Source organism: Anaerophilus nitritigenes, from assembly GCF_004138215.1.
Classification (GTDB): domain Bacteria; phylum Bacillota; class Clostridia; order Peptostreptococcales; family Thermotaleaceae; genus Anaerophilus; species Anaerophilus nitritogenes.
Map to the genome: position 1 here is coordinate 1 of NZ_RYYS01000074.1, position 12,325 is coordinate 12,325.

Below are 12,325 nucleotides of genomic sequence, written 5' to 3' on the forward strand. Positions count from 1 at the left end.
ATCCTTTTACTTCTACTTCGTATGTTCCATTTTTATTTAATTCTATACTTGGTTTTTCTGGTTCTGGCTTTGGTTCTGGTTTTTCTTCTTCTTGTTTTTCCTCTATTTTATTTTCTATTTTTTCTTGGCTTTTATCTAAACTTTCTTGATCTTGTTCTTTCTTTCCCTCTTCATTTTCTACAGTTTTTTCATCTGTTTTTATTTCACTTTCTTCTTTTAGTTCTTCATCATTTTCTTTATTTAATTCTATCTCAATTAACTCCTGTTTTTCTTCTTCATCAATTGCATCTTGTTTTCCTTGCTCTTTATCTGTATCTTGTACACCTTCTTGTTTGATATCTTCATCTAATTTTTTTTCATTTTCTTCTGCATCATCACTATCATTTTCTGTGTTTACCTCTATTTCATCATCTGATTTTTTATCTATATACTCTATATCTTGCTTTTCTTCATTATTTTCTATAGTTTGTATATCTTCATGAGATTCATTCGACTCTTGATCTGATGCTTCTTTATCTCCACTGCCTACTTCTTGTTTCAATGAACTTTCTTCATTTGAAATAGCCATTGAAGCTTGAGGTATCCCCCCTATGATTAAGACCATTATCAATAAAACACTGATTTTTGTGTGAATGCCTTTAAAAATATTCATAACGTCTCTCCTTTTTTAAAATTTTATTTATTAAAATAATAATTCATCCCCTAGTTTTATTTTATAATTCTACTTTCATTTACTTATTGTTTTAAAAATGCAAGTATGTTCTCAACCTTATTACAACCAATATCTAGCAATGCTATTTAAAATCACATACTCTTTTATTTGATAATTTATTGAATATATTTTCTTCATTCTCTATATAAAATCACTCCTTTCCATTTCTATAATTCATCTAAGGGATGATTGATAAGCATATTTATCACTTTTTTTCATTTCTTAACATTTATAAAACATAAAACAGTCTTGACCTTAACAAAAGATCAAGACTGTTTATTCTAAACATATAATATATACTCATATCCACACTTCTATATTAATAAGCTGATATATAAGACATATTTTTATCTTGCATCTATCCTTTTCTCGGAAGGTCATATGCTAACATTTTTAGGCAGGTCTCCTGACTTGTGGATCATTGCTTTTCTTTGTCTTCCCAGTTTTCCAGTGACATATAAAAGAATTACTTCCCACTTACAGTGGCCGGACCGTTTAGGATTTTCACCTAATTCCCTTTTCATCTTTGAATTTTATATCAAAGAACCTAAAAACAAATATTCAGTTTTCAATTTCAATCTAGCATATATAAATCTCAACAACTATTTTCTTATAATTTATAATTTTGCCTCACTTTATCAGTTTATACTATATGAAATCGTTTTTCAACTAATATATTACATTTTTTCCACTTATACTCCATATATTGTAAATATATTCAATATTTCATAGAAAATATATGTTTTTCAACAAAATATCAAATACATACTTCCTCATAAATTAAAACAAACTGTTAGACCTCTAACAGTTTGTTTTAATTTATAATTAATAAGCTTTTGCTACATACACCATATGTTTTGCTTCTTTCCCACAGAAATGACATTTTTCCCCTAAATTTTCTTGCTCAAAAGGAATACATCTAATGGTTGCACTTGTCTGTGCTTTTACATTTTCTTCACATTCTTTTTCTCCACACCACATAGCTTTTGCAAATCCAGGCTCTTGATCCATCTTTTCTTTAAATTCTTCAAAGCTTTCTACACAATAAGTTTTTTCTTCTCTATGCTTTCTTGCTTTTTCTAAAAGATTATTATGAACATCATCTAATAACTTTTCTACTGTTTCCTTTAAATGATCCATAGAAACAGCTTCTTTTTCTAATGTATCTCTTCTAAAAATCATAACTTGATTATTTTCTATGTCTCTTGGTCCTATTTCTATACGAATTGGAACACCTTTCATTTCCCACTCATTAAATTTCCAACCAGGTGAGTAGTTTTCATTATCATCTATTTCAATTCTCATTTCATCTCCTAAAGCTTTTTTAAGCTCATATGCTTTATCTAATACTCCCTCTTTATGTTGTGCAATAGGAACAATCACAACTTGAATAGGAGCTACTCTTGGAGGTAATACAAGTCCTCTATTGTCTCCATGCACCATGATGATTCCACCTATTAATCTTGTAGATACTCCCCATGATGTATGATAAGGATGTTCCATTTCACCATTTCTTCCTAGATAAGTAATATCAAAAGCTTTTGTAAAATGTTGTCCTAAATTATGAGACGTTCCTGCTTGTAATGCTTTTCCATCATGCATCAAAGCTTCCATCGTATAGGTTGCATAAGCTCCTGCAAATTTTTCTTTTTCACTTTTTCTTCCTGTGACAACAGGCATTGCAAGTAAATCCTCTGCAGTTTCTCTATAGATATTAAGCATTTGCAAAGTTTCTTTTTGAGCTTCTTCATAAGTTTCATGAAGAGTATGTCCTTCTTGCCACAAAAACTCTGAAGTTCTTAAAAATGGTCTTGTAGCTTTTTCCCATCTTACTACACTACACCATTGATTATAAAGATATGGAAGTTCTCTATAAGAATTTAACCATTTTGAATACATAGAACAAATAATAGTCTCTGAAGTAGGTCTTACACAAAGTCTTTCAGCTAATTCTTCTTTTCCTCCATGAGTCACCCACGCAACTTCTGGTGCAAATCCTTCTACATGCTCTTCTTCTTTTTTTAGAAGACTTTCAGGAATAAGTAATGGAAAATACATATTCTTATGTCCAGTCTCTTTAAATCTTTTGTCCATGTATTTTTGGATATTTTCCCAAATTGCATATCCATAAGGTTTAATAACCATAAATCCTTTTACAGGTGAATAATCTACTAAATCTGTTTTTAATATTACATCTGTATACCACTGTGGAAAGTCTACTTCCATAGGGGTAATATCTTGTACAAATTGTTTATCCTTTTTTCCCATAATCAATCTCCTTTTCAAAAATTTAAAAAACCCTTCGTCTACTTATAGAGACGAAAGGTTTTTTTTCGCGGTACCACTCTAATTCATTTCATAAAGAATGCCCTCAGACTAGAAATAACGGACTAGCACCGTAAAGACTTACTTTTTTTCAGTCTTAAGCTCCAGGATGGGTTCGATGAGATATCACATACAAAGTCTTTCAGCCTTAGAACCTTGCTCTCTAAAAGGATATTCAGATCTACTATTTCCTATCACAGCCTATATCCATTTTAACTTATCTACATATTACCCAATAACCATTTATTTGTCAATACAAATCACTCAATACTTGCAACAGCATAAGAGGCAATCCCATCACCTTTTCCTGTAAATCCAAGACCTTCTGTTGTAGTAGCCTTTACATTCACCTGATCTCTCTTTATGTTTAATGTTTTTGCAATATTTTTTATCATCTCTTCTATGTAAGGAGCCATCTTAGGCTTTTGCGCAACAATAGTAGCATCTATGTTTATAATCTTATAGCCTTTATTTCTTAAAATATTATTTACTTCCTCTAAAAGTTTTATACTATCTGCATCTTTAAATATTTCATCTGTATCTGGAAAATGTCTTCCTATATCTCCTAAAGCTGCTGCCCCTAATAATGCATCCATAATAGCATGAATTAATACATCTGCATCCGAATGACCAAGGAGTCCTCGATCATATGGAATATTCACTCCACCTATGATCAGCTTTCTATTTTCTACAAGCGTATGCACATCATATCCCATTCCTACTCTCATCTTTATTCCTCCTTTTTAAAATAGCTTCTCCTATGTATAAATCCTCGGGAGTAGTAATTTTTATGTTTTCATAGCTTCCCATTAACATTTTAACATTTTGTCCCATTCGTTCTACCAATACAGTATCATCTGTCCCTATATATTGATCCTGCATTGCTTTTTTATGTGCTTTTATTAAAAGATCATGACAAAAAACTTGAGGTGTCTGAATAGCCCACAAAAATTTTCTATTAGGAGTACTTTCTATAATTTGATCTTCATCTACCACCTTGATTGTATCTTTTACAGGTACTCCTACTCCTACAGCTTTGTACTTTATAGCTTCATAAATACTCTGTAGTATATTTTCTTGTTTTATAAAAGGTCTTGCTCCATCATGAATCACTACAATACTAGATTTTTCATCTATTTCCTGTAACCCATTATAAATAGAATCTTGTCTTTCTGCTCCTCCTGAAATAACTTTTTTTACTTTTTTAAAATTATAAAAAGAAATAATATTTTTAGTGCAATAATTCATTTCTTGAGGATGCGTAACCACAATAATTTCATCTATAAAATTTGATTTTTCAAAAACTTCAAGAGTATGAACTAAAATAGGCTTTCCTAAAAGATTTATATATTGTTTATTAACATTTTGATTCATTCTTTTTCCTTGTCCTGCAGCTGCAATAATAACTGATATAAAGTGATCTCTTAGCACTTTTTCACCTCTTTTCAAAATTAAGCCCAGCATATGCTGGGCTTAATTTTATTATAACACATATTATTATGCAGTTTTATCAACTAACATCTTAGGCTTTGCAAAAATCATTCTTCCTGCGGCTGTTTGTAGTACACTTGTGACTAATACTCCCATGGTCTCTCCAATATGCTTTCTTCCTCCTTCTACAACAATCATAGTTCCATCATCTAGATAAGCAACTCCCTGGCCTGATTCCTTTCCCTCTTTGATCACTTGTACAATCATCTCTTCTCCTGGTAGAACTACCGGTTTTATTGCATTTGCCAATTCATTAATATTTAAAACAGGAACTCCTTGAAGTTCTGCCACTTTATTAAGATTATAATCATTTGTAACTACTTTTCCTCCCATGAATTGAGCAAGTTTTAATAACTTAATATCTACCTCTGCAACTTCTTCAAAATCTTTATCTGTAATTTGTACTTCCATATGCAACTCTTTTTGAATTTTATTCAAGATATCTAAACCTCTTCTTCCTCTAGCTCTTTTTAAACTATCCGAAGAATCTGCAATATGTCTTAACTCTTCTAAAACAAATTCAGGAATAACAATAGGTCCTTCCACAAATCCTGTTTGTGTAATATCTGCAATTCTACCATCAATAATAACACTTGTATCTAATATTTTAGGCGTTGCAGCTTTATTTCCTTTCGTTTCTGTTTTATCTTTTGCATTTCTTTTAAATATTACAGCCAAATTTCCAAGATCATCTCTTTTTTTAGTAGCAATACTTACTCCCAGATATCCTAAGAATATGTAAAGCATAATCGATAAAATAGTTCCAACAATAGGTATAGATATACCCATTAAGATATTGCTAATTAAATAAGCAATCACCAGTCCTATGATTAACCCAACAGATCCAACAACCATGTCCATGGTAGGAATTTTTTGCAGCTCTCCTTCTATCCAATTCGCAGAATTTAAACCTTTTTCCATTAACCATGGAGTAATAACAAAAAATATAATTCCACCAACTACTGCACCTATGATACCAATTATAAAAGCCATAACAGGGGTAATTATAGGCATCTCTATAAAGCTTTGAAATTTTGAAATTTTTAACAACAGCATTGTAACTGCATATCCTACCGAAGCACCCGCTAGTGTCAATGCTCCTCTTATAATTTTATTGAACATAAATGCTCACCTCCTATCTGAGAAGTATAGCCATGCTAATTTTATTTTATAACTAAATACTACTGCTTTTCAACCTATTTTATATATTTAAATAATTTTATACTATGGATGATAAAAAGTGAAGCATCTTATGATGCTTCACTTAGGAATTGATTTATTGAATCGCTTCATTGATCAATTCTTCTGCTTTATCTTCTTCTATCTTTCCTGCTAACACCAATTCGCTCACTAAAATTTGTTTTGCATTAGCTAACATTTTTCTTTCTCCTGTAGATAGTCCTTTTTCTCTATCTCGAAGAGTAAGATTTCTTACAACCATAGCTACTTCATAAATATCTCCACTTTTGATTTTATCCATATTTGCCCTATATCTTCTATTCCAATTTTTAGGCATCTTTGATATATCATCATTTAGTACAGCCATTACTTGATCCACTTCTTTAAAAGATATAATTTCTCTTAAGCCGATGTCTTCTACATTTTCTAATGGAATCATTACCTTCATATCTCCTAGGGGCATCTTCATAATATAATATTTCCGTTTCTTCCCTAAGATTTCTTTTTCTTCTATAGCTTCAATAATTCCTGCTCCATGCATAGGATAAACCACTTTATCACCTATATTGAACATACGGCAAACCCTCCCAAGTTACACTTTACCTATAACCTAGTATACAACAGGAACTATCTTTTGTCAAGAAAATAATAATTTTACCATACCATTATAAAATTGTCAATGTTCTTTTTAACATTTTTTATAATACATAGGAAATTATGATCTATTTATAAATTTTATGCTCATAATTTTCGTTATGTATTATAAAAAATTCTACTTATATGTCTTCTAATGGAAATTTTTTCATAAAAGCTTATCATTATTTGCCAAGTCCTATTTTATCATAATTCCTTTTATTTTTACCCATAATATGCTAGAATAAACTTAAGATGAAAATGTTTTCATTGATCTAATGACTTACAATTCTACACTATCAGTTATATATATGACAATTAAGAATTGCATCATCACTAGATATACCCTTAAGGGCACTTACACGACTTAGGTAAACTGAGTCTTAGTTCATTTTGATTGAGGTGACTAAATTTATGGATAATTCTCCACTGAATCAATTTCAAGATGATGTATCCAATGTATTAATTCGACATAAAAGTATTTTAGATATTATATCTAAGTACCAAGAAAGTTGTAGCAAAGTCAATAGATGTATTATCAAATCAGCAACAAATTGTGGTTGTATTCATATTGATGCGAAAAAACAATCCATCCCAGACGAAATTTCTTATGAAGAATTAAAAAATTTTATGGATAATCATGTTTCTGGTGAGCTTTGTGAAATTTGTAAAGATAAAATAGAAGAAGAAATAGGAAATCATCTTTTTTATCTTGTAGCCATCTGTAATTCTTTACATCTTGATTTAAATGAAATCTTATTTAAACAATCTAAACATATTCAAACTTTAGGTAAATATAGTTTATACTAAAAATCACATGTTCCCATGGGAACATGTGATTTTTTTATTTATTAGAAAATTATATAAATGAGTAAATTGTCAATAATTTTTCATTATCGAATATGCCTATCTAATAAAACTTGCTCCTGAACTCTTCTTAAGCCTTCTTTAATAGCTCTTGCTCTTATTTCTCCAATTCCTTCTACGTCATCTAATTCTTCAATAGATGCCTTTAAAATTTTTTGAAAATCTCCAAAATGATTTACTACGTTTTGAATAACCCCCATAGGTAACCTAGGAATTTTACTTAATATCCTATATCCCCTTGAAGAAACAGGCATATCCAATAAATCATTTATTCCCATATATCCCAAAATTTTTCCAATATTAGATAAGTCAAGAAGTTCTTCAGAAGATAAGTTTTTAATTTGTCTTGCAGTAGTATGATAATCACGATCTTCTGTATGAATCATATAGTCTTCTACTACAAATTTTCCATCTTCTTTTACTTGATCTAATAATTCTTCTAGCTGCATACTAATCAGACGCCCTTCATTTCCAAGTTCACTAATATATTTTTCTATCTCTACTACAACTCTCATAACCATTTCTGTTCTTTGGAGCACTATCGAAACATCTTGAATGGTTACTAAATCTTCAAATTCTAAACCACTTAAATTGTTCATAGCTTGATCTAGAACTTTTCTATATTTTTCTAAAGTCTGAATAGCCTGATTTGCTTTATTTAATATTTTATTAGTATCTTGAATAATGTATTTTGAATATCCTTTATAAATGGTTATTATATTTCTTCTTTGGGAAATAGATATAACAATAAGTCCTGTTTCTCTTGCAACTCGCTCTGCCGTTCTGTGCCTAATTCCTGTTTCTGAAGATGGAATAGAAGGATCTGGTATAAGTTGAGTATTTGCATATAATATCTTTTTTGCATCTGAACTTAAGATAATAGCTCCATCCATTTTAGCAAGTTCATATAAATACGCACTAGATAAATCTACGTTAATATAAAATCCTCCATCTACAAGATTCATTACCTCTTCATTATCCCCTATAACTATTAATCCTCCTGTTTTTGCCCTTAGGACATTTTCCAACCCTTCTCTTAAAGGCGTTCCTGGGGCTAATATCTTAATTGACTCCATAATTCCCTTTTCTTTTACTTTATCCTCTTTTACCAATTGCTTTATCCTCCTAATATCATTTTTCCTATTTTTCTATTATATTACATATATTCATTAGGATAAAAGGATTTTTTAAAAGTTTGTTTCATTTTTCACAAACATATGATCTATTGCATCTTTTAAAGAATAGACTCCTATTAATTCCATTTCAACATTTTGAATTTTTTTAATACTTTTTTGAGGAAGTATACATCTTCTAAAACCCATTTTCCCTGCTTCCTTAATCATCTTTTCCATATTAGAAACTGGTCTTATTTCTCCTGTAAGTCCAATTTCTCCAATAGCAATAGTATTTGTTGTTTTAATAATCAATCCCCTCATACTTGAAAATATAGCTAAAGCTACCCCTAAGTCTGCTGAAGTCCCTTCTAGCTTTAATCCTCCTACTACATTTACATATACATCTTGATTGGCGAGAGGAACTCCTACTTTTTTTTCCAAAACCGCCAAGATTAAATTTAATCTATTCAAATCTACTCCAATGGCAGCTCTTCTTGCAAATCCTAGATTGGTAGGTGCTACCAAAGCTTGTACTTCCAAAAGCAGAGGTCTTGTTCCTTCTAAGCTACTAATCACAATAGCTCCCTCTGTATCTACTACCCCTTCTAAAAAAGTTTCTGATGGATTTAGTACTTCTTTTAAGCCTTCTTCTCTCATTTCAAATACACCAATTTCACTAGTAGTTCCAAACCTATTCTTAAGGGCACGGAGTACTCTTAATTCCTGTGTTCTTTCTCCTGTAAAATGAAGTACTGTATCTACAAGGTGTTCAAGGATTCTAGGACCTGCTAATTCTCCTGTCTTTGTTACATGTGCTACAATAAAAATAGGAATATTTTTAGTCTTTGCTACATGCATAATATGATTGGTACATTCTCTTACTTGAGATACACTTCCAGGGGCAGAAGAAAGCTCTGGTTGAAATAAAGTTTGAATAGAATCTATAATCACTAACGAAGGATTTAAGCTTTTTATATGTTCCTTGATTTTATCTACGTTCGTTTCTGATACAATCATTAAATCTTTTTCAATAGCTTCAAGTCTTTCTGCTCTCATTTTAATTTGTTCTTCTGATTCTTCTCCTGATACATAAAGAGTCGTTCCATATGCTTTTGCAATTGTACTACTAGCTTGTAAAATAAGAGTTGACTTTCCAATTCCAGGCTCTCCTGAAATTAAAACCAAAGAACCCTTAACAAGTCCTCCTCCAAGAACTCTATTAAGTTCTCCTATATGTGTATCTAATCTGTCATAAGTCCCTGATTTGATCTCTCCAATAGAAAGAGGTTTGTTCATTCCTGTAATAGTAGGTGATTTTTTATACTTATTTTCTTGTATTCTCTCCTCTACCATACTATTCCAAGTTCCACAGGCACATTGACCCATCCATTTAGGACTTTCATATCCGCATTCTTGACATACAAAAATAGTCTTTTCCTTTTTTGCCATTTTATCCTCCAAGATCCTTATTCTCTAACAAAACTATAGCCCATCTATTTTGATTTTATACTTTCCATCTCATATAGTCAACGAACGACTTTATGCCTATTTTAAAATTTATTATTTAAAAATAGGATAAACTCTCATGAGTTTATCCTATCTTTACTCCCATTTCATCTGCTTTTAATATTTTAAACTCCCAATGATTCTCTAGACTTTCTAGATATTTATTCATATTTTCTTCAAATTGGGTATTATTTTCTTCGATAACAGCTAAAAGAGTAGATCCCGAACCGCTTATGACTTCTGCCTTTGATCCTAATGATTTTGCATGATCAAATATTTTTTCTATATCTTTAATAAGAGGAAATCTATAAGGTTGATGAATTCTATCCTCCATAGAAATTCTGAGCTTATCTATTTCGCCATTATTCATAGCACATATAAGCATTGCCACTCTTGATAAATTAAAAATACAATCCTCTTTGCTATAAGCATTTGCAATTACTTTTCTTGCTTCGTGAGTAGATACAAAAAAGTCAGGACTCATTGCAGCAAATCTTAAATTTTTTGGAACATTTACCTTTGAATACACAACTTTGTCATTTTCATAGATAGATGCATACATCCCTCCTAAAACAGCAGGTACAATATTATCTGGATGCCCTTCCATATTGGTTCCTATATGAATCATATCATCTTTTGTAAGTACATTTCCAAGTATTGTATTGGCAATCATAATTCCACCTACAATAGCAGTTGCACTACTACCTAAGCCTCTACTCATAGGTATTTTTATATTGGGTGTAATTTTTATTCCATCTATTTTTGTTTCATGTTCATCTAAAACCTTTTTCATACTTTGATAAACCAAGTTCTCTTCTAGTGGAAGATCACAATCTACGATTTTTAGTCCATTTTCATTTTTTTCTACCTTCCATTCATTATAAAGAGACAAAGCCATTCCTAATGTATCAAATCCAGGACCCATATTGGCAGTAGTTGCAGGAACTCGTACTTTAAACATATTCATCATCCTAACCTATAATTTCTTTTTCTACAAGGTCAAAATCGGCTTTTATTTCTTTAATATTTCCTCCCATATTTACTGCAATGTCAGGATCTTTTAGTCCATTTCCTGTAAGAACACATACAACTTTGCCTTTTTTTATTTTTCCTTCTTTATACAGCTTATAGATTCCTGCAATAGAAATACAAGAAGCAGGCTCTGCAAAAATACCTTCTTTACTTGCTAAAAGTGAATATGCTTTTAAAATTTCTTCATCACTAATTTTATTGATTTTCCCATTAGATTCTTCAAGTGCCTCTACAGCTTTTTGCCAACTAGCAGGATTTCCTATTCGAATAGCTGTAGCAATAGTCTCAGGATTTTCAAATACCTTGTTTTCTACAATAGGAGCGGCTCCTTCTGCCTGGAAGCCTAACAATTGTGGAAGCTTATTAATTTTTTGATGTTCTTTATACTCTTTAAACCCTTTCCAATAAGCAGTTATATTTCCTGCATTTCCTACTGGAATAGATAGATAATCTGGTGCTTCCTCTAATTGATCACACACTTCAAATGCTGCTGTTTTTTGTCCTTCAATTCTATAAGGATTTACAGAATTTACAAGGGTAATAGGATGTTTCTTTGAAATTTCTTTCACCATATTTAAAGCATCATCAAAGTTTCCATCTATAGCAATAATTTGAGCTCCATAAGCAATCGCTTGGGCTAATTTTCCCATGGCAATTTTTTTATTAGGAATAATCACAATAGATTTTATTCCAGCCTTCGCTGCAAAAGCTGCTGCTGCTGCTGAAGTATTTCCAGTAGATGCACAAATAATAGCTTTAGATCCTTCTTCTACAGCCTTTGTTACTGCCATAGTCATACCTCTATCTTTAAAAGATCCAGTAGGATTGAGTCCATCATATTTTAAATAAATCTCTAATCCTTCCATTTCTTTTTCAATATTTTTTGCTCGAATGAGTGGTGTATTTCCTTCACACAAAGAAATAATTTTTGTATTTTCTCTCACAGGTAAATATTTTCTATACTGATGAATGAGTCCTTGCCATTTCATGTTACCGTCCCCCTTATTCCATAGCGATGAGTTCTACTTTTGTAGTTCCTTCTATATTATTTAAAGCTTTTAAAACATAATCAATGTCTCTGTTAGATTCTGATATATCAAATGTAATACTTACATTTGCAATTCCATTAATAGGAATATCTTGGTTAATGGTTAATATATTTACATTACACTCAGCCATGGTTGTTAAAAGTTTTGATAAATGCCCAGGCGAATTCTCTAGTAAGAGTGTAATAGTTACCTTCTGCCCTCTACTTCCTTCTGAGGGAGTTGAAATATAATCTTTGTACTTATAAAAAGTACTTCTACTAATTCCTGTCATTTGAGTTGCTTCCGTTACTCCTTTTGCTTTTCCTCTTCTTAGTAATTCTTTTGTCTTTAATACCTTTTCATAAATATCTGGAAGGATCTTAGTATCTATAATTAAAAATTTCCTATTGCTCACTGAGTCCACTCCTTTTGTCTTT

General features: G+C 31.0%; 11 protein-coding genes, 1 pseudogene, 1 riboswitch and 1 other annotated feature. Of the genes and pseudogenes, 1 reads left to right on the plus strand and 11 read right to left on the minus strand.

What is annotated here, in order from left to right; genetic code table 11:
* The 6 genes and pseudogenes from EK368_RS11540 to EK368_RS11565 all read right to left on the minus strand — a co-directional run.
* Nucleotides 1-652, minus strand: a pseudogene (locus EK368_RS11540) (hypothetical protein); the annotation flags it as partial.
* Nucleotides 653-1,091: 439 nt separating this feature from the next.
* A riboswitch (cobalamin riboswitch) is annotated at nucleotides 1,092-1,278 on the minus strand.
* Nucleotides 1,279-1,537: 259 nt separating this feature from the next.
* Nucleotides 1,538-2,980 carry a proline--tRNA ligase gene (gene proS, locus EK368_RS11545; protein ID WP_129599873.1) on the minus strand — a complete coding sequence of 481 codons (1,443 nt, stop codon included), beginning with the start codon at nucleotides 2,978-2,980 and terminating at the stop codon, nucleotides 1,538-1,540.
* 43 nt (nucleotides 2,981-3,023) lie between these two features.
* Nucleotides 3,024-3,244: a binding site (T-box leader), on the minus strand.
* 53 nt (nucleotides 3,245-3,297) lie between these two features.
* Entirely contained in the window at nucleotides 3,298-3,765 is a 468-nt protein-coding gene (gene ispF, locus EK368_RS11550) for a 2-C-methyl-D-erythritol 2,4-cyclodiphosphate synthase (protein ID WP_129599874.1), read from the minus strand.
* Entirely contained in the window at nucleotides 3,743-4,468 is a 726-nt protein-coding gene (gene ispD / locus EK368_RS11555; protein WP_341472796.1) for a 2-C-methyl-D-erythritol 4-phosphate cytidylyltransferase, read from the minus strand. Before ispD ends, ispF begins: the two co-directional genes overlap by 23 nt.
* A gap of 66 nt (nucleotides 4,469-4,534) precedes the next feature.
* A complete protein-coding gene (locus EK368_RS11560; RefSeq protein WP_129599878.1) occupies nucleotides 4,535-5,650 on the minus strand; it encodes a PIN/TRAM domain-containing protein in 1,116 nt (371 codons plus the stop codon).
* A gap of 154 nt (nucleotides 5,651-5,804) precedes the next feature.
* Entirely contained in the window at nucleotides 5,805-6,281 is a 477-nt protein-coding gene (locus tag EK368_RS11565) for a CarD family transcriptional regulator (RefSeq protein WP_129599880.1), read from the minus strand.
* A gap of 473 nt (nucleotides 6,282-6,754) precedes the next feature.
* Here EK368_RS11565 and EK368_RS11570 point away from each other — a divergent pair, with 473 nt between their 5' ends.
* Complete coding sequence (locus EK368_RS11570) at nucleotides 6,755-7,150, plus strand: nucleoside triphosphate pyrophosphohydrolase family protein (protein ID WP_129599882.1); 396 nt, start codon at nucleotides 6,755-6,757, stop codon at nucleotides 7,148-7,150.
* Between the two features lie 83 nt (nucleotides 7,151-7,233).
* On the opposite strand, the gene disA is transcribed toward EK368_RS11570, so the two are convergent.
* The 5 genes from disA to EK368_RS11595 all read right to left on the minus strand — a co-directional run bounded on the left by disA (nucleotide 7,234) and on the right by EK368_RS11595 (nucleotide 12,312).
* On the minus strand, nucleotides 7,234-8,319 hold the full coding sequence (disA, locus tag EK368_RS11575) for a DNA integrity scanning diadenylate cyclase DisA (RefSeq protein ID WP_279222280.1): 1,086 nt from the start codon (nucleotides 8,317-8,319) through the stop codon (nucleotides 7,234-7,236).
* A 75-nt stretch (nucleotides 8,320-8,394) separates the two neighbouring features.
* Nucleotides 8,395-9,771 carry a DNA repair protein RadA gene (radA, locus tag EK368_RS11580; protein ID WP_129599883.1) on the minus strand — a complete coding sequence of 459 codons (1,377 nt, stop codon included), beginning with the start codon at nucleotides 9,769-9,771 and terminating at the stop codon, nucleotides 8,395-8,397.
* Nucleotides 9,772-9,913: 142 nt separating this feature from the next.
* Entirely contained in the window at nucleotides 9,914-10,789 is an 876-nt protein-coding gene (thrB, locus tag EK368_RS11585; RefSeq protein WP_129599885.1) for a homoserine kinase, read from the minus strand.
* Nucleotides 10,790-10,799: 10 nt separating this feature from the next.
* Nucleotides 10,800-11,849 (minus strand): threonine synthase, encoded by a 1,050-nt coding sequence (thrC, locus tag EK368_RS11590; RefSeq protein WP_129599887.1) that lies wholly within the window; start codon nucleotides 11,847-11,849, stop codon nucleotides 10,800-10,802.
* A 13-nt stretch (nucleotides 11,850-11,862) separates the two neighbouring features.
* A complete protein-coding gene (locus EK368_RS11595) occupies nucleotides 11,863-12,312 on the minus strand; it encodes an ACT domain-containing protein (RefSeq protein WP_423243545.1) in 450 nt (149 codons plus the stop codon).
* Nucleotides 12,313-12,325 lie beyond the last annotated feature (13 nt).

What these genes read in the sequence shown, in the direction of transcription:
- EK368_RS11565 (WP_129599880.1), bottom strand. Translation starts at nt 6,281, where the DNA reads ATGTTCAATATAGGTGATAAAGTGGTTTATCCTATGCATGGAGCAGGA.
- EK368_RS11570 (WP_129599882.1), top strand. Translation starts at nt 6,755, where the DNA reads ATGGATAATTCTCCACTGAATCAATTTCAAGATGATGTATCCAATGTA.
- ispF (WP_129599874.1), bottom strand. Translation starts at nt 3,765, where the DNA reads ATGAGAGTAGGAATGGGATATGATGTGCATACGCTTGTAGAAAATAGA.
- radA (WP_129599883.1), bottom strand. Translation starts at nt 9,771, where the DNA reads ATGGCAAAAAAGGAAAAGACTATTTTTGTATGTCAAGAATGCGGATAT.
- thrC (WP_129599887.1), bottom strand. Translation starts at nt 11,849, where the DNA reads ATGAAATGGCAAGGACTCATTCATCAGTATAGAAAATATTTACCTGTG.
- proS (WP_129599873.1), bottom strand. Translation starts at nt 2,980, where the DNA reads ATGGGAAAAAAGGATAAACAATTTGTACAAGATATTACCCCTATGGAA.
- EK368_RS11560 (WP_129599878.1), bottom strand. Translation starts at nt 5,650, where the DNA reads ATGTTCAATAAAATTATAAGAGGAGCATTGACACTAGCGGGTGCTTCG.
- thrB (WP_129599885.1), bottom strand. Translation starts at nt 10,789, where the DNA reads ATGTTTAAAGTACGAGTTCCTGCAACTACTGCCAATATGGGTCCTGGA.